The sequence below is a fragment of the Brevibacterium sp. LE-L genome, from assembly GCF_050214925.1.
GTDB lineage: Bacteria > Actinomycetota > Actinomycetes > Actinomycetales > Brevibacteriaceae > Brevibacterium.
In genome coordinates this window covers 3892337-3917961 of the sequence record NZ_CP189759.1, presented here as the reverse complement: position 1 = coordinate 3917961, position 25625 = coordinate 3892337, and the positions used below count along the sequence as shown (strand labels likewise).

Sequence of the window (25625 nt, the reverse complement as noted above, 5' to 3'; positions counted from 1 at the left end):
TGCCGACGCCGAGGCAGCCCACCCCGCCGTCACTGACAGGCAACCACCTCCACCGGCCGTGACAGGCAACCACCGACAGACAACCCGCAACACAGGAGAATCTATGAGCGAACAAGTGACCGGACGCCGCTTCGAGGGCCAGGTCGCCCTCGTCACCGGCGCCAGCCGCGGCATCGGCCTCGGCATCGCGCAGCGTCTGCAGGCCGAAGGCGCGACCGTCGTCCTCACCGCCCGCAAGCCCGAGCCCCTGGCCGAGACCGTCGCTGAGTTCCCCGTCGGCAGCGCCGTGGGCATCGCCGGCAAATCCGATGACGCGGCCCACCGCGCCGAGGTCTTCGACACGATCGCCGAGAAGTTCGGTCGCCTCGACGTGCTCGTCACGAATGTCGGCATCAACCCCGTCTATGGGGACACCGTCGACATCGAGCTCGACGCGGCTCGCAAGATCCTCGAGGTCAACGTGCTCGGCACGCTCGCCTGGATCCAGGGTGCGATCGGCCACAACGGACTGCACTTCAAGGAGAACAAGGGCCGGATCCTGTCCATCTCCTCTGTCGCCGGACAGAACCCGAGCGAAGGCATCGGTATGTACGGCGTCTCGAAGGCCGCCGTCGCCCACCTGGTCAAGACCCTCGCCGTCGAACTCGGGCCCGATATCCGCGTCAACGGCATCGCCCCGGCCGTCGTCAAGACCCGCTTCGCCACCGCCCTCTACGAAGGCAGGGAAGCTGAGGTCGCCGCCGCGTACCCGGTCGGCCGGCTCGGAGCGCCCGAGGACATCGGTGCCGCCGCAGCCTACCTGGCTTCGTCGGATGCCGACTGGATCACCGCCCAGATTCTCACCGCCGATGGCGGACTCATCACAGCAGGAGGCACAGCATGAGCCGGATCCCGGCAGAGGTCGAGCAGCTGCGGTCCCGCACCCGCACGTTCATCCACGAGGTCGTCATCCCGGCCGAGCCCCACCCCGGCGACTACCTCGACGAGGCGGTCCTGGCTGAGCTCAAGGCCAAAGCGAAGGATGCCGGTGTCTTCGCCCCGCATGTGCCCACGGAATGGGGCGGCCAGGGAGTGCCGACCGAATTCTGGTCTCCGATCTTCCAGGAAGCCGGATACTCGCCGATCGGGCCCGCCGTGCTGGGCTGCATGGCACCCGACGAAGGCAATATGCACATGCTCGCCCAGATCGCCACGCAGGAGCAGAAAGAACGCTACCTCGCACCCCTGGCAGGTGGCGATGTGCGGTCCTCCTTCGCGATGACCGAACCCCACCCTGGCACGGGTTCCGACCCCTCGGCACTGACTACTCGCGCAGTGAGAGACGGCGACGACTGGGTCATCACCGGGGACAAGCGGTTCATCTCCGGGGCCGAGCTGTGCAGCTTCTTCATCGTCATGGCCGCCACCGACCCCGAGGATGCCGACGGCTCCGCGACCGACGGCTCCGGTGCCGCGCAGGCGAAGAAGGGCCAGGCGGCTACGATGTTCCTCGTCGATCGGGACACTCCCGGGGTGACGGTCGGTAAGCCGATCCATACCGTCGACCGCACGATCGCCGGCGGCCACCCCTACGTCCACTTCGACGAGGTGCGCGTGCCCGCCTCGGCGATCCTCGGCGAAGCCGGCAAGGGATTCGCCTACGCGCAGGTGCGACTCGCACCGGCCCGGCTCACCCACTGCATGCGCTGGTTGGGATTGGCCCGCCGCGCCCTCGACACCGCCCTCGACCGGGCCGAGCACCGTGAAGCCTTCGGCGACATCCTCGCCCGTCAGGGGCTCGCGCAGGAGCTCATCGCACAGTCGGTCATCGACATCGAGACCTCCGATGCGATGATCACGAAGACCGCCGAGGTACTCGACACGGACGCGAAGGAAGCGAACTCCCGGTCCTCCATCGCGAAGGTCTACTGTTCAGAGGCCGTCTACCGCGTCATCGACCGTGCCATCCAGCTCACCGGCGGTGACGGGGTCTCCGACCGGCTGCCGCTCATCCAGTACCTCAATGACGTCCGCCCGTTCCGCATCTACGACGGAGCGACGGAGACGCACAAGTTCGCGATCTCCCGCCGCGCCTCGTCGAAGCGCCGTCGGCAGGTCGCAGCCGGAGCGCCGCGCCTCGACATCGTAGAGGAGGCCCGATGACCGAGAAGCTCATCGACGTCGTCGCCACCGTCGCCGAGGCGCGCGCACTGTCGGCTCCTCCGCTGCTCATCGTCGACGTCCTCACCGACTACCTCGACGCCCACGGCATCGGGACCGGCCCCGTCCGCTGGGACCGCATCGGCGAAGGCCAGTCGAATGTCACCTTCCGGATCCGCCGCGATGACATCGACGTGGTGCTGAGACGTGGACCCAGGCCGCCGATTCCGAAATCAACCCATGACATGGTCCGAGAGGCGAAGATCCAGCAGGTGCTGCGCGGCCAGGGCGTGGCGGTGCCGACGATCCACCACGTGTGCGAGGACGAATCGGTCCTCGGCGTGCCGTTCTACGTCATGGATTTCGTGCCGGGCACCGTCGTCACCGACACCCTGCCCGACTTCCTCGCCGAGACGGCCGACCGGCAAGCGCTGAGCGAGGCCCTCATCGACCGCCTCGTCGATCTCCACTCCGTCGACGTCACCGTTCCCGAAGTGGCCGCGCTCGGCCGCCCCGACGGCTACCTGCAGCGTCAGGTGAAGCTGTTCTCTGCCCTGTGGGAGAAGAACACTCAGCGTTCCCTGCCGCAGGTGAGCCGCCTCGGCGAGTGGTTGGCTGCGAACATTCCGGTCACTCAGGCTCATGCGGTCGTCCACGGCGACTATCGGGCCGGGAACGCCATGATCGAGTCATCCTCGCCGGTGAAGGTAGCGGCGATCCTCGATTGGGAGATGTCGACTCTGGGTGATCCGCTCGCCGATCTCGGATACTTCCTGGCCACGTATACGGATCGCGAGCATACGCGCACGGTCATGGACCTGACCCCCGTGACCGCGGAAGCGGGCTTCCTCAGCCGGGCCGAACTCGCCGCCCGGTATGCGGAGAAGACCGGGCTCGACCTGTCCGTGCTGTCCTGGTATGAAGCCTTCGCCCTGTGGAAGGCCGCGATCTTCAGCGAAGCGATCTACACCCGATGGCTGGCTGGGGAGGCGCCAGCGGCCGGCGGATTCACCGGGGCGTTGGAGACCGGAGTGCCCGAACTCATCGAGGCGGCCGACGCCATCGCAGGCGCCATCGCTTAGAAAAGAGCAGATCAGAGCAGTTCAGAACTACCACCCCGAAGAAGCAGTGGAAAGGAAGCCATGACCGTCACGACCGCAGAGACAAAGGTGCCTCTGCAGCTCAAGCGGCGATCCGTCGTCGCAAGCACCATCGGCAACGTCCTCGAATGGTACGAATGGAGCGCCTACGCGGTGTTCACCCCGTTCATCGCGGCAGCGATGTTCAACAGTGAGGACAAGGTCTCATCCGTCCTCGCAAACGCTCGGTGTCTTCGCCGTCGGATTCCTCATGCGGCCACTCGGCGGCATCGTGTTCGGCAGGATCGCCGACGTCAAGGGCCGGAAGTTCGTCCTCATCTTCACCATGCTCATCATGGCCGGCGGCTCGTTCCTCATCGCCGTCCTGCCCGGTTACGGACAGATCGGGGTCTTCGCCTCGCTCATCTTCCTCCTCGTGCGGGTGGCCCAAGGCTTCGCCCACGGCGGCGAATCGGCGACGGCGAACTCCTATATCGCCGAGATCGCCCCGGCACGCCGCCGCGGATTCTGGGGCTCCATCGTCTTCGTCGCCATCTACGGCGGCTCGGTGCTTGCCTACACGGTCGGCGGGGTCATCACGAATGTCTTCTCCGAGGCCGCTGTCAGCGACTGGGCATGGAGGATCCCGTTCGCGCTCGGCGGCCTGCTCGCTCTCGTCGCCCTCTGGATGCGCCGCGGCATGGTCGAAAGCGACGTATTCGAAGCCGATGATCAGGCGGAGGCCGTCGCGCCCGTGCCCGTCGACCGGGGGCGGGTCGCCCGCGCCATCGTCCTCGTCGTGCTCATGACCTCCGGCATCACCGCCGCCCACTACACATGGACGTCGTATGCCTCGACGCTGGCGATCACCGAACGCGGCATGGATGCCCAGACCGCCTACTGGGCGACAGTCGGGGCGCAGATCATCGCCCTCGTGTCGCTGCCGTTCTGGGGACTGCTGTCCGACCGGATCGGCCGTCGCCCGGTGCTCATCGGCTTCGGTGTGCTCATGGCGATCCTGCAGTATCCGCTCATGGGCATGATCACCGCCGCCGGCTGGTCTCTGTTCATCGCATCGACGCTGGCGCTGCTCGTCGTCTCGATGGCGGGCGCTCTGCTCTCGGCCGTGCTGTCCGAAGCCTTCCCGACGAAGGTGCGAACCCAGGGAATCGGCTTCGCCTACTCGGTGTCCGTGGCGGTGTTCGGCGGAACGGCGCCCTACCTCAACGGGCTGTTCAACTCGCTTGACCTCAGTTGGCTCTCCAGCGGCTGGGTGATCCTGCTGTGTCTGGCAACGATCGTCGCCGTGGTGAAGCTGCCCGAGACCAAAGGCAAGGACCTCAACGCGATCTGAGCCGGTCGTGGGCAGACGACACCTCTGCCGACAAACGGGTTGATGACCGAAGCACTCGTGCACGCATGCGTTTCTCGGCACTCACCCCGTTTCTCGGCGAGTGGGCGGGGCGCAGACCCGTTTGTCGGCGAGGGGGCGGGGCGCAGGCCCGTTTCTCGGCGAAAGGCCTATGCGCAGATCCGTTTGTTGGCGAGCAGACCCGTGCTTCGGCGCTCGCCCCGTGCCTCGCCCCGGGTCTCGGCGAGCGCCGATGCGCGGGCGATGCGCGGGCTGGCGGCGCCGCCGACCAGCGCCTGGGCCCGAGGTTTGTCGGGGGTGATTTCATTCACTAGAATCAGAGGCGCAGAGCCAGCAGGCGCGGTGCGGTTCCACACGGACATCGCCGCGAGTCCTGACCGGCGCTGCGCAGATCCGTGCAGGTTCTGCACACAACTTCATACGCCGCTAAGACATGACGTGGGAGAGCTGCCGGGCAGCCGCGACTGCGCGGGAACGGGCACGCCCCAGCCATCGCTGGAGCACCGGCCGACGCAGTAGCAGCAGACACCGAGCAGCGCCGTAGGTGCAATTCCCTCCCCGGGAAACTCTCAGGCCCAGTACCACCGATTGCAGGCAATTCTGAAGGAGCCGACCGGCCACCTCACCGAGGCGACACTCGCGAACGCGAAACGTCGTCGACAAGAGGACAGGCAGGCAGCAGCTCCGACAGATCGGGGAGGACTCTCAGTGATCGCTGCGTCCTCCGAACTCGGTGGGCGCGACACCGACCCTAGGACGGCAATTGACCAGTTCACTCGCCCACACGACGCAGGCAACAGGGGACACCGCACGCCCCTTCTCCGACCGCCACATCGGCCCGCGCACCGACGATGTCACGGCCATGCTCGCCGAACTCGGCTATGGCTCCCTGTCCGCGCTCTCCAGTTCCGCCGTCCCGGACTCGATCCAGAACGAAGAGCTCGACCTGCCTGAGGGCCGCTCCGAATTCGACGTCCTCAATGACCTGCGCGACCTCGCCGACCAGAACGTCATGCGCACCCAGCTCATCGGCCAGGGCTACTACGACACGATCACCCCGGCCGTCATCCGCCGCAACCTCGTCGAGAACCCCGCCTGGTACACCGCCTACACCCCCTACCAGCCCGAGATCTCCCAGGGGCGGCTCGAAGCGCTGCTGAACTTCCAGCAGGTCGTCCAGGACCTCACCGGCCTCGACATCGCCAACGCCTCCCTCCTCGATGAGGCCACCGCCGTCGCCGAGGCGGTCCTGCTCATGCGTCGAGCCGTGAAGAAGGGGACGACCGTCGTCCTCGACTCCGAACTCCACCCGCAGACCATCGCCGTCGTCCGCGCCCGCGCCAAGGCCATGGACTTCCGCATCACCGTCGCCGACCTCTCCGAAGGCCTCGTCGGCGAAGACATCTTCGGCATCGTCTGCGCTCAGCCCGGCACCACCGGTGCCATCCGCGACTTCTCCGAGGCGGTCACCGGCGCCCACGACCGCGGTGCGCTCGTCACCTTCGCAGCCGACCTGCTCGCGCTGACCCTGCTCAAGGAGCCGGGCAGCCAGGGCGCCGACATCGCCGTGGGCTCGGCCCAGCGCTTCGGTGTGCCCCTGTTCTTCGGCGGACCCCACGCCGGCTTCATGGCCGTGAGGTCCGGTCTCCAACGTCAGCTGCCCGGCCGGCTCGTCGGAGTCTCCAAGGACGCCCAGGGCAAGCCCGGCTACCGTCTGGCCCTGCAGACCCGTGAACAGCACATCCGCCGCCAGAAGGCGACGAGTAACATCTGCACCGCCCAGGCCCTGCTGGCCAATGTCGCCTCGATGTACGCCGTCTACCACGGCCCCATCGGCCTGACCCGCATCGCCTCCCGCATCCACCGACTCGCCCACGCGTTCGCAGGTGCCGCGGACACCGCCCCCGGCGCCGAGGTGGCCACCTGGGAGTTCTTCGACACCGTCGCCCTGCGTGTGGCCGATGCCGAAGCCGCCCGCGTCGTCGCCGACCAGGCCGGATTCAACATCCGCGTCATCGACAGCACGACCGTCGGCGTCTCCTTCGGCGAACCCCACACGGTCGCCGATGCCAACGGTCTGCTCGAGGCTCTGGGCATCTACGCCCGAGTCGATGAGTCCGAGTTCGAAGCCGCCTCGGCGGGGACCTTCGGCGCCAACGCCGTGCCCGAACCCGCATTCGACGCGACGTTCCACCGCGACACCGAATTCCTCACCCACCCCGTCTTCAGCGCCCACGGCTCCGAGACCTCGATGATGCGCTACCTGCGCACTCTCGCCGACCGGGACCTCGCCCTGGACCGGACGATGATCCCGCTGGGCTCGTGCACGATGAAGCTCAACGCCGCCGCAGAGATGGAATCCATCACCTGGCCGGAATTCGCCTCCATCCACCCCTTCGCCCCGGCCGAGCAGACGCAGGGCTGGCGCGCCCTCATCAGCCGCCTCGAGGACTCGCTCGTCGCTGTCACCGGCTACGACCGCGTGTCTCTGCAGCCCAATGCCGGCTCCCAGGGCGAGCTGGCCGGACTGCTCGCCATCCGCAGCTACCACGTCGCCAACGGCGATGACGCCCGCACCGTTGTCCTCATCCCGCAGTCGGCGCACGGCACGAACGCCGCCTCCGCGGTGCTCGCAGGACTGCAGGTCCAGGTCGTCGGCACCGCTGACGACGGATCGGTGGACATGGACGATCTCGATGCGAAGATCTCCAAGCACGAAGGCAAGATCGCCGGCATCATGATCACCTACCCCTCCACCCACGGTGTCTTCGAACCGCAGGTGCGCGAGGTGTGCGAGAAGGTCCACGCCGCCGGCGGCCAGGTCTACGTCGACGGTGCGAACCTCAACGCCATGGTCGGACTCGCCAAACCCGGTGAGTTCGGCGGCGACGTCTCCCACCTCAACCTGCACAAGACCTTCTGCATCCCGCACGGAGGCGGCGGGCCCGGTGTCGGACCGGTCGCCGTGCGCGAACACCTCGCCCCGTATCTGCCCGGCGACGCCACCTCCGCCGAGCTCGTCGCCGGGGATCCGAACGCCAAGGAACTGCCGATCTCCGGATCGATGTTCGGCTCCGCCGGCGTCCTGCCCATCAGCTTCGCCTACCTCGAGCTCATGGGCGCCGAAGGCCTGCGCGAAGCCTCCCGGGCCGCGCTGCTGGGCGCGAACTACCTCGCGAAGAAGCTCGGCGACGTGTACCCGATCCTCTACTCGGGGGAGAACGGCCTCGTCGGCCACGAAACGATCCTCGATCTGCGCGCGATCACCTCGGCGACGGGAGTCACCGCCGAGGATGTGGCCAAGCGTCTCATCGACTTCGGCTTCCATGCTCCGACGCTGGCGTTCCCGGTGCCCGGCACCCTCATGGTCGAACCGACCGAATCCGAGGACAAGGCCGAACTCGACCGCTTCATCGAAGCGATGCGCACCATCCGCGCCGAGATCGACGAGATCGGCACGTCGTACTCCTACGAGGAATCGCCGCTGGTCGGAGCCCCGCACCCGGCGACCGTCGTGATGGATGGCTGGGACGGCAAGTACAGCCGTGAGACCGCGGTGTTCCCGGCACCCGGGCTGCGCCTGACGAAGTACTTCCCGCCCGTCAGCCGCATCGACGGAGCCTACGGCGACCGCAACCTGGTGTGCTCCTGCCCGCCGCCAGAGGCCTTCGAAGAGTTCGAGGAAGAGGACAAGTGATGACTGAGAACACGCAGGGCGCCAACGCCCAGACCAAAGAGACCCCGCTGCACGCGATCCACGCCGAACTCGGTGCCTCGTTCACCGACTTCGGCGGCTGGGACATGCCGCTGAAGTACGGTTCGGAACTCGCCGAACACCGTGCCGTGCGCGAGGCCGCCGGCCTCTTCGACCTCTCCCACATGGGTGAGGTGCGCATCAGCGGTGCGGACGCCGCCGCCTTCCTCGACTACGCGCTCGTGGCGAAGTACTCGAAGATGAAGATCGGCAAGGCCAGATACGGTGTCCTCGTCAACGAGGGCGGGTACATCCTCGACGACCTCATCACCTACCGCATCGGCGAGGAGGAATTCCTCATCGTCCCCAATGCTTCGAACACGCCCGCCGTGGTCGCAGCCCTCAAGGACCGGGTCCAGGCCTTCGTCCGGGACGAGGCCCCCGGCGCCGATGTGCATCTCGTCGACGAGTCCGATGCCACCGCTCTCATCGCCGTGCAGGGACCGAACTCGGAAGCGATCATCCTCCGCGCCCTCGACGAGAGCGCTCATGGCGAATTCGGTCCGCGCACCGGGGCGGGCGACCCGGCGAAGGCCGAGGCCACCGGCGATGCCGAGGGGTCAGCCGCCTCGGCGGAGGCGGACACGGTCACCATCGGTGAGACCGTGCGCGAACTCAAGTACTACGCGTGGATGCCGCTGACGATCGCCGGGATCGACCTCATGCTCGCTCGCACCGGGTACACCGGTGAGGACGGGTTCGAACTCTATGCCCCGAACATCGGCGCCGCCCGCCTGTGGGAGACCCTGGTGACCTCGGGCGTCGACTACGGGCTCGTGCCGTGCGGGCTGGCCGCACGCGATTCGCTGCGCCTGGAAGCGGGCATGCCGCTCTACGGCAACGAACTCGACGAGAACACCACGCCCTACGACGCGGGGCTGGGCCGGATGATCGGGTTCAAGACGAAGGAGAACTTCTTCGCCCGTGAGGCTCTGGCCGCGCTCGGGCAGACCGAACCGCCGCGCGTGCTCGTCGGACTGACCTCGGAGGGACGCCGAGCCGCACGCTCCGGCGCCGCCGTGTCCGTCGACGGCACCGAGGTCGGCACCGTCACCTCCGGTCAGCCCTCGCCGACCCTCGGCCACCCCATCGCTCTGGCCTATGTCGACCGGTCCGCCGCCGAGGTGGGAACCGCTGTGACCGTGGACATCCGCGGCAAGGCGCACGACTTCACCGTCACCGAACTGCCGTTCTACAAACGCCCGTCGAACTGAGTTCACTCGGGCGAAGCCGGTGACTCGTACACTGGTCTCACCTGCCACAACAACGTCGCGGCCCCCGCTGTCTGCCGGGGGCCGCAGAGAAGGAAGAAACATGGCACAGCTGCCCCCACTCCCTGAAAAATACACCTACTCGGCCGAGCACGAGTGGGTCGACGGCGCCGCCGATGCGCTCGTCGGCACGACCGTCAAGGTCGGCATCACGGCGGTCGCCGCCGACGCCCTCGGCGAGGTCGTCTACGTTGACCTGCCCGAGGTCGGCGACACGATCACCGCTGGTGAGACCTGTGGAGAGGTCGAATCGACGAAGTCCGTGTCCGACCTCTACACCCCGGTGTCCGGTGAGGTCGTCACCATCAACGAGGCGGCCGTGGACTCACCCGGACTGCTCAACTCCGACCCCTACGGCGAGGGCTGGCTGTTCGAGGTCAGCGTGACCGAAGTCGGCGAAGTCATGGACGCCGCCGCCTACGCCGAGGCGAACTCTCTCTGAGCCACACCCCTACGCGGGGTACTCGGGGAAACCTCCCGGGATCGGCGGCGAGCACATGCGTGTGCACGCCCGGTCGCGGAAACACCCTCAGATCGGGGTCGGTCGAGGTCGGTGCGGGCGTCAGCGTCCGCACCGGCTCGCCGGGCATGTGAGCGTGCCCGGTCCTTCGGCCGGCCCCGTCGTCATCCCACCAGAAACGAAGTGATTGCCATGCCATTGAGTGTCTTCGACCTCTTCACCGTCGGCATCGGACCCTCGAGCTCGCACACCGTCGGACCGATGCGAGCGGGCTCGAGCTTCATCCACCTCCTCGGCGATGCGCTGGGATCCGTTGCGGACCTGCGCGTCGACGTGTTCGGATCCCTGGCCGCCACCGGTGCCGGCCACGGAACCTTCGACGCCATCCTCATCGGCCTCGAAGGCTGCCGACCGGACCTCATCGAAGCCAACGAACTCACCGCCCGCCGGACACGGATGTCCGAGACCGGGACGATCATCCTCGGCGATTCCACCGGCAACGGAGTCGAGATCGCCCTCACCGAAGACGACATGGTCAAGCGGCCGCTGACCGTCCTCCCGCGCCACACGAACGCCCTGACCATCACCGCCTTCGACTCCACGGGCCAGACCCTGGCCGAAGAGACCTACTACTCCGTCGGCGGCGGGTTCGTCACCTCGGAGACCGAATTCCTCGAGAAGGAGAAATCCGCCGAGGCGGGGGCAGAAGACGGTCCCGAGAGTTCGGAATTCGCGGTCGCCGATTCGGTCGTCGAAGCCGAACTCGAGTCCTACAGCGAAGAGCTGCCGTACCCGTTCCATTCCGGGGCCGAACTGCTCGAACGCTGCCGCGAGAACGACATGTCGATCGCCGAGATCATGCACGCGAACGAACTGTCGATGTGGGACGAGGACGAGATCCGGCACGGGCTGCTCCACATCTATTCGGTGATGGAGGAGTGCGCCTCGGCGTCCTTGGACCGTTCCGGCTACCTGCCCGGCGGGCTCAAGGTCCGCCGGCGCGCCCACGACTGGTATCTCAAGCTCAAGGCCGAGGACCCGAACCACGATCCGGGGTACTACCTCGAATGGGTCAACCTCATCGCCATGGCCGTCAACGAGGAGAACGCTTCGGGCGGACGCGTCGTCACCGCGCCGACGAACGGGGCAGCCGGGATCATCCCGGCCGTGCTGCACTACGCGCTCAACTACGTGCCGTCTGTGGCCGAAGGCGGCGAAGCCGCGAAGCACCGAGCCATCATCGACTTCCTGCTCACTGCGGCGGCGATCGGCGTCCTCTACAAGGAACGCGCGTCGATCTCCGGTGCCGAGGTCGGCTGCCAGGGTGAGGTCGGATCCGCCTCGTCGATGGCGGCCGGGGGACTGGCCGCGGTCATGGGCGGTACGCCCGAGCAAGTGGAGAACGCCGCCGAGATCGCGATGGAACACAACCTGGGCCTGACCTGCGACCCGATCTCCGGGCTCGTGCAGGTCCCTTGCATCGAACGCAATGCGATCGCGGCAGGCAAGGCGATCAACGCCTCCCGCATGGCGCTGTGGGGCGACGGCCAGCACCGGGTCAGCCTCGACGAGGTCATCGAGACGATGCGCCAGACCGGTGCCGACATGTCCTCGAAGTACAAGGAGACAGCGCTCGGCGGCCTCGCCGTCAACGTCGTCGAGTGCTGAGGGCCGCCGGGGCGTCGGCCAGCAGGATTCCTTGCTGTCCCAATTCGATGATGGTGACGTGGAACACGTGGAACCCAAGTTCCAGAAGTCGATAAATGTAACGAAACGATAACGAACATCCGGCCCGTCATGAGCGCGAAGGAGCCCCCCGTCACATCCCAGAGATGCCATGGGGAAGGCCGGGTCTGTTACATGCCGGCAGGCGGCGCTGATCGTTGTCAAAGTGCCCCTGATTAGACGGGTTCGGGGTTGACGCTCAATCTCATGCCGCTAGGTTTATTGGCGTGATTAACGCACTCGCTGAACCGAAGACGCAAACCGACGTCCGGACTCCCGAGCTGGAGGACGGACAACATCTATGGCGGCTCGCGAAAGACACAGCCGTGCTCGATCTGAACTCCTCGTACTCGTACCTGCTGTGGTGCCGCGACTTCGCGGAGACCTCGGTGATCGCACGGATCGACGGAGAGCCCGCCGGCTTCATCACCGGGTACACCCGTCCGGAGAACCCGGACACCCTGATGATCTGGCAGGTCGCAGTCGATGAGAAGTTCCGTGGTCACGGACTCGCCTCCACCATGCTCCATGAGCTGGCTGACCACACCGGCGCTCTCCGCCTGGAGACGACGATCACCGCGGACAACGCGGCGTCCAACCGCCTGTTCCAGGCGTTCGCCGAGCAGCGCGGGGCCGGTTTCGACCGTCGCCCGCTGTTCACCCCGGACCTCTACCCGGACGGCCACGACACCGAGTACCTCTACGAGATCGCACCGCTGTAACGAGCCCCACCACGGCGCTGCGCGGACCCCCGGTGCACGGGAGAGGCCGCGGCCGGCGTCAGGAGGCGGAAGAGATCGCTCGCCATGAGCGACTGCGACCACCGCCTCGGCGGCTGCACACGATGCAGCCGCACAATCAAGAAGTCGAAAGGACTCCAACGATGACCGAAAGCTCCACGACCACACCTTCTGGCAAGCCCGACATCTTCGAAACCCGCGAATCAGCCGTTCGCAGCTACTGCCGCTCCTGGCCGGCCACCTTCGCCCGCTCGCAGGGCGCGAAGCAGTGGGACGAGGACGGCAACGAATACCTCGACTTCTTCTCCGGTGCCGGCGCACTCAACTACGGCCACAACAACCCGGCAGTGATGGGACCGCTCATCGAATACCTGCAGTCGGGTGCCGTCCTCCACTCGATGGATATGAAGACCCCGGCCAAGCGTGAGTTCCTCCAGACCTTCCAGGACCTCATCCTCAAGCCGCGCGGACTCGACTACTCGGTGATGTTCCCCGGTCCGACGGGCACCAACACCGTCGAGGCAGCCCTCAAGCTCGCCCGCAAGGTCACCGGACGTCAGCACATGCTCTCGTTCACCAACGCCTTCCACGGCATGACCCTGGGATCGCTGTCGGTGACCGGCAACTCGATGAAGCGCGAAGGCGCAGGCATCCCGCTGACCAACAGCTCGAAGATCCCCTACGACGACTACTTCGATGGTGAGACGCCGGACTTCCTGTGGCTGGAGAAGGTCCTCGAAGACTCCGGTTCGGGCGTCGACAAGCCCGCCGCAGTCATCGTCGAGACCGTCCAGGGCGAAGGCGGCCTGCGTGCCGCTCGCGCCGAATGGCTGCGCGCTCTGTCCGAGCTGACCAAGAAGCACGACATCCTCCTCATCGTCGATGACGTGCAGGCTGGCTGCGGCCGCACCGGTTCGTTCTTCAGCTTCGAAGAGGCCGGCATCGAGCCCGACATCGTCTGCCTGTCGAAGTCGATCTCCGGTTCGGGTCTGCCCCTGGCTCTGACCCTGTTCCGTCCCGAGCTCGATGTCTGGGAGCCCGGCGAGCACAACGGCACCTTCCGCGGAAACAACCCCGCGTTCGTGACCGCCACCGCCGCGATCAAGAACTTCTGGGCCGACAACTCCTTCCAGAACGAACTCGCCGACACGATCGCCGAGCTGCACCAGCGCCTCGACGGCATCGTCGAGAAGGCCGAGGGCGCCACCATCCGCGGCCGCGGACTGCTGGCCGGCCTCCACTTCGAAGACGCCGAAGTGGCCGAGAAGGTTGCAGCATACGCCTTCGAAAAGGGCCTGCTCCTCGAGACCTCAGGGTCCCAGGACGAGGTCATCAAGATCATGCCGCCGCTGACGATCGACTCGCGCGATCTGCAGGCGGGCCTGGACATCATCGAGGCCGGAGTGGCCAAGTTCGCTCCCGCCGCTGCTGAGGCCGCACTGGCCTGACTCACCTCTGCCGGGCCGGCGCCGCAACCGTGGCGCCGGCCCGAGCTGTGGGCCGAACCGAACTCCGGTTCGATGGCTCAGCCGGGTCGGCGGGCACCGTCGAAACGCGACGGGAGTCCGTGACCCATCACCTGAACTTTCCCCGACCTTTCACGAAAGGACCACGAATGTACGTAGTCAACCGCGATGACCTCAATGACACCGACCGCGATGTGAAGTCCGAGACCTGGCGCAGCCGTCGCATGGTGCTCGGCAAGGAGCGCGTCGGATTCTCGTTCCACGACACCGTGATCTACGCAGGAACCACCTCGACGTTCCACTACCAGAACCACGTCGAAGCCGTGTACTGCGTGCAGGGCAAGGGAACGCTGACCGACCTGGAGACCGGGAAGGAATACCCGCTCCACGACGGCGTCATGTACCTCCTCGACGGAAACGAGAAGCACACCGTCGTCGCCGAGGAAGAGCTGCGCTTGGCCTGCGTGTTCAACCCGCCGGTCACCGGGCGTGAGGTCCACGACGAGAACGGCGTGTACCCGCTCATCGTCGAAGACGAAGCGGCACCCGCGAACTGATCGAGTTCCACTCGCCGAGGCGGCCGATCGTTGAGATCGACTGCTGAGGCACCGTGACGCCGAAGGGCGGCTCGGGCGATTGATCGCTCGAGCCGCCCTTCGTTTTGGCTCCACCCGGGGTGCCGGTGACGACGTCCTCCTGTTACGGTGGCGGCACAACCCGATCTGCGGGGGCGATGAGCGCTCACGCCATCACTCCGGCAGACGGCACATAGCGAAGGAAGGAGAATTGATGACCGCAGTGTCCACTGCGACCGCAGCCACAGATCTCTATCCGACTCGCTCCGGCGAGACCACTGAGGTTCTCCCGCGCACGGGTCCGATCGTCTTCGGTTCCCCCGAAGACGGCCCCCTCGAGGCGGCGGAGCTCAAGCACTTCGAGGACACGGGCTATCTGACGATCGATCAGCTCATCACCCCCGAAGAACTCAGACTCTTCACTGACGAGCTCCACAGGCTTTCGCACGACCCCGAGGTGAAGGCCGATGAGCGCACCGTCGTCGAAGCCGAGTCCGACGAGGTCCGGTCGATATTCGACATCCATCGCACCAATGAGATCTTCAGAAAGATCGCGAACGATCCGCGTCTCGTCGACCGCGCACGTCAGATCCTCGGAAGCGATGTCTATATCCATCAGAGCCGAATCAACTACAAGCCGGGATTCGTGGGTAAGGAGTTCTCCTGGCATTCGGACTTCGAGACCTGGCATGCCGAGGACGGAATGCCCGCTCCGCGCGCGGTGAGTCTCTCGCTGTCGCTGACGGACAACTACTCATACAATGGTCCGCTGATGATCATGCCCGGCTCGCACAAGCGCTACATCAGCTGTGTGGGAGGCACTCCCGAGGACAACTATCGGAAGTCGCTCATCATGCAGGGTGCAGGCACCCCGGATCGTCAGACTCTCACTGATTTCGCCGACGCATACGGCATCGACGTGCTTGAAGGTGCGGCCGGCGGAGCGATCATGTTCGACTCCAACTGCATGCATGCGTCGAACGGCAACGTCACTCCGTTCTCGCGCTCGAATATCTTCATCGTGTACAACTCGGTGGAGAATGCCTGCGTGGAGCCCTACGCCGCGCCGAAGCCGCGTCCGGAGTTCGTCGGCAGCACGGACTTCACGCCTGCCGGCCGTTGACGCCTCGCGCGCAAAGAATTCGGCCGCTGATGCCTCGCGCATGCCTGACACAGGCCGTGGAGTGAGCGCATCAGCACAAGTGGGGCCCGGTGCCGCAGTAGCGGCGCCGGGCTCCTTTGCACTCTCGGAGGAACTCGACGCATCGCGACTACTCGATGATCCTCAGGTCTGTCCCCCGCATCACCCCGCGGGATCCTTCGAATGATCCGATGGACCGGCCGTGACCGACCAGCCGGTCGCCTCGGCGAGGATGTCCGCCAATTCCGAGCGGTCAACACTCATCGGAACCTCCTGTTGAAATCCGGGGTGTGAATACACGTCGGGCGCTCCCGTGTACGGGGCGCCCGACGTGCTAGTTGGAGCAGAATGCTCGCGGCATCACTCGCTGTCGGAGCGTACCTTCTTGCCGCGATCCTGCCAGAATTTCGTCGTGGTGACCTCGTCCTCACCGTCCCAGGCGTCGACGTCGGTGTTGATGTACTTGAAGGTCGGCAGGTCGGTGCGCCGGAAGATCGGTTCCTGTCCGGCACGACGCTGGTCCGTGTAGTTCTTCAGGATTCGGAACACCAGTGGCGAGAGCATGAGCAGGGCGAACAGGTTGATCAGCGCCATGATCGCCATGAAGATGTCTGCCGCACTCCAGACGATGTCGAGCGCCGCGATGGACCCGATGAATACGGCCACCATGACAATGACCTGGTAGACGCGCAGCGCCGTTCTGCTCGTCGTCAGGTGCTCGATATTGGCCTCGCCGTAGTAGTAGTTGCCGAGGATCGACGAGAACGCGAAGAGGAAGATCGCGAAGGTGAGGAAGTGGATGGCCCATTGGCCAAGCTGTCCGCTCAGCGCGGTCTGGGTCAGCTGCATGCCTTCGGCCGAGCTGCCGTACTCGGGGTTTGACAGCAGGATGATGAACGCGGTGATTGAGCACACGAGGATCGTGTCGAAGTACACGCCGAGCGCCTGCACGAAGCCCTGCTTGGCCGGGTGAGAAGCCGAGGCGGTCGCCGCGGCGTTCGGCACCGAGCCGATGCCGGCCTCATTGGAGAACAGGCCGCGCTGCACGCCGACGAGCATGATCGAGCCGATCGCTCCGCCGGAGATCGAATGCATGCTGAATGCGTCGGTGAAGATGGTGCCGATCATCCCCGGAACGGCTTCGATGTTCATCGCCACGACGATGATCCCGACGATGAGGTACACGCCGGCCATGATCGGCACGAGGTAGGCGGAGACGTTCGAGATGCGCTTGGCTCCACCGGCGAAGATCGCATAAGCGCCGAGGGCGATGACCAGTCCGGTGATCGCGGTGAACATGAAGTTGGAATCTTCGACGCCGAATGATGTTCCCACCGCGTCGACGATGGAGTTCGACTGCACCGTGTTGAAGACGATGCCGTAGGTGATGGCCACGATCACCGCGAAGATCAGCCCGAGCTTCTTCATCTTCAGCCCGTGCCTGATGTAGTACGCCGGACCTCCACGGAAGTTCGGGCCGTCCTTGAGCTTGTAGAGCTGTCCGAGGGCGGACTCGGCGAAGGCCGTGGCACCGCCGACGATCGCTGTCAGCCACATCCAGAACATCGCGCCGGGACCGCCGAGCGAGATCGCCAGTGCCACACCGGCGATGTTCGCTGTGCCCACGCGGGAGGCAGCGGAGATGGAGAAGGCGCGGAACGGAGAGATGTTCCGATTGCCCTCGGGGTCCCGTCCACCGGGTTCGACCAGCGTGCGGAACATCTCGGGCAGCAGCCGCAGCTGGACCACGCCCGTGCGGATGGTGAAATACAGGCCCGTGGGGATCAGGACCGCAACGAGAATGTATGACGAGAATGTGTCGATACTGTCAAAGGCGCTCTGGAGCATCTCCATCGAACTGTGTCTCCTTCATCTGGCAATGCGTTGTGGGTCCTGCCCGGCGACAGCACGGGTTCCACCTGTCTTCCACCTCAGTCTGCCACTTATGCCCAACGCAGCCAGCCCTCAGGGGGTGCAAATCCATGATTCACGTCCCGTCCACCCGCCCATCATCGGGAACTTGCTCGCCGAGACTATTCTGGCCGCCATTGCACTCAATGCTCGGACGTCGTCACGACGCCTTGTGGCCACCCCGGAAGTCTCCGCAGAGGAGTTCTGAAATGCCCATCACCCTTCTCACCCCCACCGCCGAACCCGCGCCTCGCCGCTCGAGGGCGAGGACCCATCGCCCCGATGATCAGTCTGCAGCCGTGCCCGATCCCGCCCGGGTCCGCGTCCCGCCCCTGGTCATCGCCCACCGCGGCGCGTCGGCGAACTGGCCGGAGAACACGATCCCCGCATTCATGGCCGGCATCGACCAGGGGGCTGACATGATCGAGACCGACGTGCACATGAGCGCCGATGGTGAGCTCGTCATCATGCACGACGCGACCGTCGACCGCACCACCGACGCCCGCACGCTCTACCCGAATCGCACCGACCGGTCCATCGGCGGGATGAACGCCGCGCAGATCGCCACGCTCGATGCCGGCGGATGGAAGGGGGAGGAGTTCGCGGGGATCCGTGTGCCGCGCCTCGCCGAGGTGCTCACCCTCGTCCACGACACACGCACCGGCCTGCTGCTCGAGGTCAAACATCCCGAACGCTATCCGGGAATCGCCGCAGCGATCGTGTCCGCCCTGCGCGCTCTGCCGAACTATCTCGACCGGGCCCTGGCCGCAGGCATGCTCGTCGTCCAGTCGGCGAACTGGGCGTTCATCCGCGAATTCCACGCCCTGGCACCCGAGGTCCCCGTCGGGGTGCTCGGCCGCCCGTGCCCGGATGAACTCGAGGACTTCGCCGAATGGGTCGACCAGATCAACCCCGAATTCTGCGCCGCCGACCCGGAATTCCTCATGATGATCCACGAGCTCGGCATGTCGAGCCTGGTGTGGACGGTCGACGAGCCCGCGGGGATGGATCGTGCCATCGACATCGGTGCCGACGGCATCATCACGAACACCCCCGACCGCCTCGTCGACATCGTCGAAGCCCTCTGAACTCCAGGATGCGAGGGCTCAGAGCGCAGCCCTCAGCGCAACAGGACGCGAAGGCTCAGAGCGTCACGATGCGAGGGCCCGGCCACGGTCATTCGTGGGGTGCGCGGGCCACGTGGCTGAGCTCCGTCTCCCACGTCGAGGGATCGGTCACGGGGAAGGACCGCCCGGTGACCTCCTCGGCGAGGATCCGGATGAAGTGATTCTTCGTTCCCGGCTGCAGCGGGGACACGTCGAGGGAGACGGTGTCGCGCAGCTCGTCGGGAGCACTGATCGTCTTCGCATCGCCCTTGACGATGACGCTGAACGCGGTGCCCGCCTCAAGCCCGTCGATCTCGAAGGCGACGCGCGGGCGGCTGCGGATGGCGTCGACCTTGGTGCCCTCTCCGGTGCGGATGACGAGCGCGGAATGTTCGACGACGAAGTTCACCGGGAAGATCTCCGGGGCCTCGTCGACGATGACGGCAAGGCGGCCGACAGAAGTCGATCGCAGGCGTTCCCAGCATTCCTTGGCATCGAGCGTCCAGGTTGATTCGGCGTTCATCGTCGGCCTCCCGTTCGGCAGGGGCGGATACCGGAAGCGGCACCCTCACCACTGATTTCTACATATTGTAGAAGAATGTCGCGGGCAGGGGAAGAGGGTGCCGCCAATCGGATCGCACGGTCTCAGGAACGCGCTCACCCTCACCGAGGCGGCCCCGCCTCGGCGAGGTGCGTTCACTTCGGGTCGGCGGGGGCCTTCCGGCGCTGCGTCACCGCGTCGAAGGTGATGACCGCGAGACCGAAACTGCCGATCGTGAACACGAGCAGGCCCACCGGCCCGAATGGGTAGCCGCCGCCGAGGCCGGCGCCGAAGTCGACGGAGGTGATGGCGTACTGGCGGCAGAGGTAGAGGCCCGCGGCGATCGTGAGGAAGGTGAGGGTGTGCGCCAGGTGAGGGCGGGTGCGGCTGAGGTCGCGTCCCACGGCCGGCTGCTCTGCCGGCAGTGAGCGGGCGACCGCGACCGCGCGGAGAGCATAGACCGCGGCGACAGAGCCGAGGGCTGCGGCAACGGCGCCGATAACATCACCGGACTGCGACAGCAATGGTTCAGCCGTGATCGGCTGGCGCAGAATCCACACGACGATGATGACGGCGACCACGGCGAAGAGGACGATCGCGGCGGCTCTGCCGCTGCGGGCCGCACGCTGCTCGAGGCGTCCTGTGTCTGTGCCGGCGGAGTCCGCGTCGACGTCTGTGCCACCGAGCGCAGCCCCGACTCGTGAGACCGTGACGGCCAGAACCTGGGCGACGATCAGCGGATAGATGAGGTCGGCGATGAAGTGAACAAGGCGGACGATGGCGAAGAATCGTGATTCGACTTCGACGCTCGTGAACTGACCGGTGAAGACCGCGGCCAGAGCGGCGAACGCGAAGTAGAAGACGGTGATGACGAGGAAGACGCTGCGCGGAATCGACTTCAGGCTGCGCCCGAGGAGGACGGCGGCGACTCCGGCGACGAGGACGAGCACGATCTGGGCGAGACGGAGATCGGTCCCGCCGAAACCAGCCGAAGGCAGGGCCGTGCCCGCCATCTTCGAACCGATCCAGGTCGCGATGAAGACGACGAAAGCGCCGACCGTGATCGACAGAGTCTTGTCGTCCACGGGTGCGGGAGCGGTCTGCGGAGCCTCATCGTCTGCGGCTCCCGTGGCATCGTTCGGGGTTGGGCTCATGCCGTCATGATTCCATAAAGCCAGGTACCTTGCTATTTTCGATGGGCGGTTTCCGTGGTCGGGCCTCGCCCCGACCCGCGGGAAGTGAGACGCTGGGGGCATGCCGAACGAACTCGCTGCCTCAACCAGCCCCTACCTCCGCGCGCATGCCGACAACCCAGTGGACTGGCGGATGTGGACGCCGGAAACCCTCGCCGAGGCGGCCCGCCGAGACGTTCCCCTGCTCATCTCGATCGGGTACTCCACCTGCCACTGGTGCCACGTCATGGCACATGAGTCCTTTGAGGATGAGGCGGTCGCGAAGCTGATGAACGACCGGTTCGTTCCGATCAAGATCGACCGCGAGGAACTGCCGGACATCGACTCGAACTATATGAACGCGCTCCAGGCGATGACCGGGCAGGGCGGATGGCCGATGACGATCTTCGCCACGCCCGCCGGCAGCCCCTTCTACGCCGGCACGTATTTCCCGCCGGCTCCGCGCGGGAAACTGCCCGCGTTCACCCAGGTGCTCACCGCGGTGTCCCAGACGTGGACGGATCGCCGTGATGAAGTCGATCAGATGACCCGGCGGATGGACCGCGGACTGGCCGAGATGGCCGATGCCGTGACGAGTGCGCTGCCCGCCGAGGCGGCCGCCGAGTCCCTGAGTCCCGAGGAGCTCGATTCCGCAGCCGCGGCGCTCCTCGATTCCTATGACCCGGCGTGGGGCGGGTTCGGCGGGGCGCCGAAGTTCCCGCCGATGATGAACGTGCTCCAACTCCTGGCCGCGTTCGTGCGGTTGGGTGGGACAGCCTCGGCGAGCGGTTCGGGTGGCTCCGACCCGGCGGGCGGGGACGGCGGCGCCGCCTCGGCGAGGGAATCGGACGACGGAGACGATGCCCACCCGATGGATCGGGTGCGCGCGGAGGGACGGCTCGGTTGGCTCGGCGCGGATGGGCACCTGACCGGGGAGCTCGTCCTCGACTGCCTCATCGCCGTCCGTGGGACGCTCGCGCGGATCGCCAGCGGCGGCATGCGTGACCAGGTGCGCGGCGGGATCGCCCGCTACAGCGTCGACCGGCAGTGGTTCGTGCCGCACTTCGAGAAGATGCTCTATGACAATGCCCTCTACCTGCGCGCCGTGGTCGCGTGGGCGAAGGTCGAACGCCGCCTCGACCCGAAGTCGAAATGGCTCGCACTGGCCGAACGAGAGATCGCTGACACCGCGAACTTCCTGGTGAGCGACTTGACGACCGAAGGCGGCTGCATCGCGGCCCTCGACGCGGACTCGCTCAGCGAAGCAGGGGTGTCCGAGGAGGGCGCCGCCTACGTGTTCACCCCCGAGGAGTTCGCACAGGCCGGGCAGGCGGGTCTGCTCGGGCTCGTCGACTCGCCGGCCGGCGCGGAACTGTCCGGGCAGGTCGTCGCGGCCGTGCGCATCATCGACTGGCTCGGAATGGAGGACGTGCCCTTCGACGCCGATCATCCCGCGCCCTGGGACATCGAAGCGACACGACGCCAACGCGAAGTGCTCGCCGAGCTGCGGGCACGGCGTTCGCAGCCGGCCCGGGACGAGAAGATCATCACCGAATGGAATGCGCTGGCCGTCACCGCCCTCGCCGAGGCGGCGCTGTACACGGGTGCGGGTGCTGAGGATGCCGGTGGTGCGGATTCGGACGGTGCGGGCGCGGACGGTGCAGGGTCGGATGCTGCGGATCCGAGAGAGTGGGGCAGGACCGCACTGCGGTTCTGGGAAGCGATGCACGAACGGTTCGAGCGGACGGGGGCGTCCGATTCAGTGGACGCAGCCGGCTCGGCCGGGTTCGATGTGCGGCGCAGCTTCACCGACGGAGAGCCGGGCCCAGGACGGGGCGGGCTTGCCGATCGGGCGCAATTCATCACCGCTGGGATCACGGTCCGGCAATTGCCGGGCGGGGCCGCCTCGGTGCCGGTGAATGTCCTGGTCACAGCGAGTGCGCAGATGCTCGATGACTTCACCGCCGACAGTGAGGACGGGATCCTCGAGGTCGTCGATTCGCTCGGTGACGGAATCATCGACGTGAAGTCGGCGGACCCGGTGGACAACACCGTCCCCTCGGGTCGGTCGGCAGCTGCCGAGGTCGTGCTGCTGCTCGCCGAACTCGGCGTCGACGCGGTGGTGGGTGCAGATGCGTCCGCCGCGGCTGCGGGCGATGCGGGATCCGATGGCTCGGAGGCGACGAGCGGGAGTGCCCTGTTGGAGACGGGGAGGCTGCTCGAGCTGCGGGACCGACTCCTCGGCGTCTATCGGGCGCTGGCCGGTCAGGCTCCGCGCGGCTGCGGGCACGCACTCTGGCAGGCCGAACGGGCCCTCGGATCCGTGCGGGTCGCGACCACGGACGCCAGTCTGCGGGCAGCCGCGGCCCGGCACCCATCCCTCACCCTGCTCGCGGACTCGACCGGAGTGCCGGGACCGGACGGCGGCGAGGTCGCCGTCCCCGCGGGGACAGCGATCGTCTGCCGGGGTACGTCGTGCTCCCTGCCGGTTGGGACTGCTGCCGAACTCTCGGCACTGGTGGCCGGGTAACCGAGCCGGACGGGTAGCCGAGTTCAGCGGAAAGCCGAGCTCGACGGATTGCTGAGCCGGACGGATTGCTGAGTTCAGCGGAAAGCCGCGCGTCGCCTCGGGGACGGTCAGCTTTCCAGGCGGAGCTCGCGGTAGCGGTTGAGGGCGGCGGCGATCTCCTGCGCGCGGGGCCGGGTCAGATGGCCCGGGTGGTCGCGGTGGCCGGTGACTGCGTCGATGCCTTGGGCGTCGAGCATGCTCTCGAGCTCGGTGAGGGCTGTGGTCAGCGAGGTGCGTCCGTCGAAGACCTCAGCGAGGTGCTCGAGCGACTCGGCGACCCCGGCGGTCTGCTGGGCGTCGACGAGCTGAGCGACGGCGATGAGGTCGATGAAGCTGCGGCCGAACTGGATTCGATCGGAGCCCTTCGCACGGGCCGACTTCGTCTTCGACGATGGGCGCAGGGCCCGGGCCGTCGGTACGCGCGGTGACGTGACGAAACCGGGGTCGGACGCGTCCGAATCCGTGGCGAGGCCGTGGGCGGTGACACCGACGAGACGGTGCGCTTCTTCGGTGACCTCGCGGGGGACATAGGCATCGAGAGCGATGACGTGATCGGCGACCTCGAAGAACGCACTCGACCCGCCGGCGACGAGCACCGTGGAGACGCCCTGCCTGGTCAGCAGGGGGCGGACGCGGTCGACGAACGGGGTGATCGGCTCCCGCTCGGCAGGAATGAGGTTCCGCATGCGCTCGTCGCGGATCATGAAGTTCGTCGCCGAGGTGTCCTCGTCGATGAGCAGGGTCTGCGCCCCGGCTTCGACCGCTTCGACGAGGTTGGCCGCCTGTGAGGTCGACCCGCTCGCGTTCGTCGTCGAGAACGATCTCGTGTCAGTCCCCGACGGTAGGTTGTTGATGAACGCCGAGATGTCGTCGCCGGTCACGGCCCGACCGTCCTCGGCTCGGATGGAGGTGGCAGAAGGGTCGCTGATGACCCACTCGCGTCCGTCGCCCGCGATATGCGGGTAGACACCGCGTTCGAGAGCGCGCAGAATCGTCGACTTGCCGTGGTACCCGCCGCCGACGATGACGGTGACACCACGGGGAATGCCCATACCGGTGAGGCTGCGCCCGCTCGACAGATCGACCGTGTGCTCGAGTTCCGGAGGGGAGGTGAAGGAGACTGCAGTCTCGACATCCATCGGCCGGTCCGAATCCCCGGAGACACGCGGCAGGACCGCACCATTGCCGATGAATCCGACCAGCTCGACCTCGCCGAGGTGATCGCGCAGTTCCAACTGATCCCTGTGCAGCTGGACGTGCGCCTCCAGGGCGTGGGCGGACGGGGAGCCGGAAGCCGGCCAGCGGTCGAAGAGGAACAGTGCTTCGGCGAGCTTCGGAAGGTCGCGGGTGAGGATGTCGGCGGCCTGATGGCCGAGGATGCGCCGACCGCGGGCCGGCAGATTGACCAGCAGTCGTGCCTCGAAGCCGGCATCGTCGATGAGGATGTTCGTCCTCTCGAGGATCTCCTGGCCCGGCTGACCGAGGATGAGGGCGCGCTGTTTGAGGTCTGCGAGGATCATGTTGCCGGCCCGCAGAAGATAGTCGGCCGCAGCGATCCGGTCGGCACGATCGGTGGTCAGTTCCGGCGGGAGCTTGGCATCGGCCCGGTCGACTCGGACGCGGACCTTCGACGGTGACGCGAAGGGATCGGCCTGGACGCGGTCGATGAAAAGCGTCACCGGTCCGAAGCTGTAACGGCCGCGGATCTGCTTGAGATTGCCGTAGCTGCGACCGTCGAGGCTGTGCAGAGTGGATGCGAGATTCGACTGACGTGAACTCATTGGACACATGCTACTGGTCGGAGATGACTGCTTACTCGCCCCCTTCGGGTCCGATGCCGTAGAACTGCGCCGCATTGGACCAGAACACGGCATCGGCCTCGGAAGCGGTGAGGACTTCGCAGATGAGCGCGAAGTCGGCAGCGGCGAAGGGTCTGCGGGCACGGGTCGACGGCAGGTCCGTGCCCACCATCAGTGCGCCCGGGTCCGTGTCGACGATGCGGCGGACAACCTCGGCGGGATCGAGCTCCACCCGCCCGAAACCGGTGGCCTTGACCTTCACCCCGGCCTCGACGAGGCGCAGCAGAGTGGGCAGACCCTCGGCGTGCATGCCGAGGTGGTCGATGCTCACAGCCGGCAGGGAGGCGATGCGGGAGGCGAGCTCGGCATCGATGGTGCGTGCGTCGATGTAGAGCTCCGCATGCCAGCCGACGAGGTCGAAGACCCGGCGGGCGAAGGTGTCGAGAGCCTCGAGAGCGGTGGAACCGCCACGGGCGATGTTGAAGCGCAGCGCCCTGACGCCGGCGACGTCGAGGGCACGGATCTGATCGTCGCTGGTCTCAGCCGGCAGCTGGGTGACGCCGACATGGTTCGGGCCGAGTTCGCGCAGCGCGGCGAGGAGATACCCCTGATCGAAGCCCTGGAACGAACCGGAGACCACAGCACCGCCGGCGACCTCGACTCCGACCTCCGCCAGGCTCTGCAGGCGGGATCGGTAGTCGGCGACCGTGAACGGGTCCGGCAGATAGCCGTTGTTCTCGATCAGCGGATGATCCGGGTCGATGATATGCAGGTGCGCGTCGAAAGCACGCTGAAGCTCTCCCAT

General features: G+C 66.6%; 19 protein-coding genes. 14 read left to right on the top strand and 5 right to left on the bottom strand.

Annotation, left to right across the window (positions count from 1 at the left end; translation table 11 throughout):
- The first annotated feature begins 103 nt into the window (after positions 1-103).
- From ACQE2J_RS17750 to thpD, 12 genes are all read left to right on the top strand, one after another.
- Positions 104-883, top strand: coding sequence for an SDR family oxidoreductase (locus ACQE2J_RS17750; protein ID WP_426936767.1), 780 nt, complete (start codon positions 104-106; stop codon positions 881-883).
- Positions 880-2142, top strand: coding sequence for an acyl-CoA dehydrogenase family protein (locus ACQE2J_RS17745; protein WP_426936766.1), 1263 nt, complete (start codon positions 880-882; stop codon positions 2140-2142). Before ACQE2J_RS17750 ends, ACQE2J_RS17745 begins: the two co-directional genes overlap by 4 nt.
- Positions 2139-3221 carry a phosphotransferase family protein gene (locus tag ACQE2J_RS17740; protein WP_135540720.1) on the top strand — a complete coding sequence of 361 codons (1083 nt, stop codon included), beginning with the start codon at positions 2139-2141 and terminating at the stop codon, positions 3219-3221. The genes ACQE2J_RS17745 and ACQE2J_RS17740 overlap by 4 nt, the downstream gene beginning before the upstream one ends.
- 208 nt (positions 3222-3429) lie before the next feature.
- Positions 3430-4572, top strand: a complete 1143-nt coding sequence (locus ACQE2J_RS17735) for an MFS transporter (protein WP_240689930.1) — start codon at positions 3430-3432, stop codon at positions 4570-4572.
- Between the two features lie 781 nt (positions 4573-5353).
- Positions 5354-8287 carry an aminomethyl-transferring glycine dehydrogenase gene (gene gcvP / locus ACQE2J_RS17730; protein WP_426936765.1) on the top strand — a complete coding sequence of 978 codons (2934 nt, stop codon included), beginning with the start codon at positions 5354-5356 and terminating at the stop codon, positions 8285-8287.
- Positions 8287-9558: a glycine cleavage system aminomethyltransferase GcvT gene (locus tag ACQE2J_RS17725; RefSeq protein ID WP_426936764.1), complete on the top strand. Its 1272-nt coding sequence runs from the start codon at positions 8287-8289 to the stop codon at positions 9556-9558. The genes gcvP and ACQE2J_RS17725 overlap by 1 nt, the downstream gene beginning before the upstream one ends.
- A 100-nt stretch (positions 9559-9658) precedes the next feature.
- Complete coding sequence (gene gcvH, locus ACQE2J_RS17720; RefSeq protein ID WP_135540726.1) at positions 9659-10057, top strand: glycine cleavage system protein GcvH; 399 nt, start codon at positions 9659-9661, stop codon at positions 10055-10057.
- 210 nt (positions 10058-10267) lie between these two features.
- Positions 10268-11743, top strand: a complete 1476-nt coding sequence (locus ACQE2J_RS17715) for an L-serine ammonia-lyase (RefSeq protein WP_135540728.1) — start codon at positions 10268-10270, stop codon at positions 11741-11743.
- A gap of 383 nt (positions 11744-12126) precedes the next feature.
- A complete protein-coding gene (gene ectA, locus ACQE2J_RS17710; protein ID WP_240689937.1) occupies positions 12127-12522 on the top strand; it encodes a diaminobutyrate acetyltransferase in 396 nt (131 codons plus the stop codon).
- 161 nt (positions 12523-12683) lie between these two features.
- Entirely contained in the window at positions 12684-13988 is a 1305-nt protein-coding gene (ectB, locus tag ACQE2J_RS17705) for a diaminobutyrate--2-oxoglutarate transaminase (RefSeq protein WP_135540732.1), read from the top strand.
- Positions 13989-14155: 167 nt separating this feature from the next.
- On the top strand, positions 14156-14563 hold the full coding sequence (locus tag ACQE2J_RS17700; protein ID WP_135540734.1) for an ectoine synthase: 408 nt from the start codon (positions 14156-14158) through the stop codon (positions 14561-14563).
- 232 nt (positions 14564-14795) lie between these two features.
- Positions 14796-15704 (top strand): ectoine hydroxylase, encoded by a 909-nt coding sequence (thpD, locus tag ACQE2J_RS17695; RefSeq protein ID WP_135540735.1) that lies wholly within the window; start codon positions 14796-14798, stop codon positions 15702-15704.
- A gap of 378 nt (positions 15705-16082) precedes the next feature.
- Here the strand turns inward: thpD and ACQE2J_RS17690 are convergent, their stop codons facing one another.
- A complete protein-coding gene (locus ACQE2J_RS17690; protein ID WP_135540737.1) occupies positions 16083-17576 on the bottom strand; it encodes an alanine/glycine:cation symporter family protein in 1494 nt (497 codons plus the stop codon).
- A gap of 266 nt (positions 17577-17842) precedes the next feature.
- Between ACQE2J_RS17690 and ACQE2J_RS17685 the strand changes: the two genes are divergently transcribed.
- On the top strand, positions 17843-18721 hold the full coding sequence (locus ACQE2J_RS17685) for a glycerophosphodiester phosphodiesterase (RefSeq protein ID WP_135540739.1): 879 nt from the start codon (positions 17843-17845) through the stop codon (positions 18719-18721).
- A gap of 88 nt (positions 18722-18809) precedes the next feature.
- Here the strand turns inward: ACQE2J_RS17685 and ACQE2J_RS17680 are convergent, their stop codons facing one another.
- Both ACQE2J_RS17680 and ACQE2J_RS17675 read right to left on the bottom strand, forming a co-directional pair.
- The gene (locus ACQE2J_RS17680) at positions 18810-19262 is read right to left on the bottom strand and encodes a pyridoxamine 5'-phosphate oxidase family protein (RefSeq protein ID WP_135540741.1); all 453 of its coding nucleotides are present in this window, start codon (positions 19260-19262) and stop codon (positions 18810-18812) included.
- A 173-nt stretch (positions 19263-19435) separates the two neighbouring features.
- Positions 19436-20434, bottom strand: a complete 999-nt coding sequence (locus ACQE2J_RS17675; protein ID WP_135540743.1) for a hypothetical protein — start codon at positions 20432-20434, stop codon at positions 19436-19438.
- A 100-nt stretch (positions 20435-20534) separates the two neighbouring features.
- Here ACQE2J_RS17675 and ACQE2J_RS17670 point away from each other — a divergent pair, with 100 nt between their 5' ends.
- Complete coding sequence (locus ACQE2J_RS17670) at positions 20535-22982, top strand: thioredoxin domain-containing protein (RefSeq protein ID WP_135540745.1); 2448 nt, start codon at positions 20535-20537, stop codon at positions 22980-22982.
- Between the two features lie 107 nt (positions 22983-23089).
- On the opposite strand, the gene ACQE2J_RS17665 is transcribed toward ACQE2J_RS17670, so the two are convergent.
- Both ACQE2J_RS17665 and ACQE2J_RS17660 read right to left on the bottom strand, forming a co-directional pair.
- Positions 23090-24802, bottom strand: a complete 1713-nt coding sequence (locus ACQE2J_RS17665) for an ABC-ATPase domain-containing protein (RefSeq protein WP_135540747.1) — start codon at positions 24800-24802, stop codon at positions 23090-23092.
- Positions 24803-24833: 31 nt separating this feature from the next.
- Positions 24834-25625, bottom strand: a complete 792-nt coding sequence (locus ACQE2J_RS17660) for an amidohydrolase family protein (protein WP_426936763.1) — start codon at positions 25623-25625, stop codon at positions 24834-24836.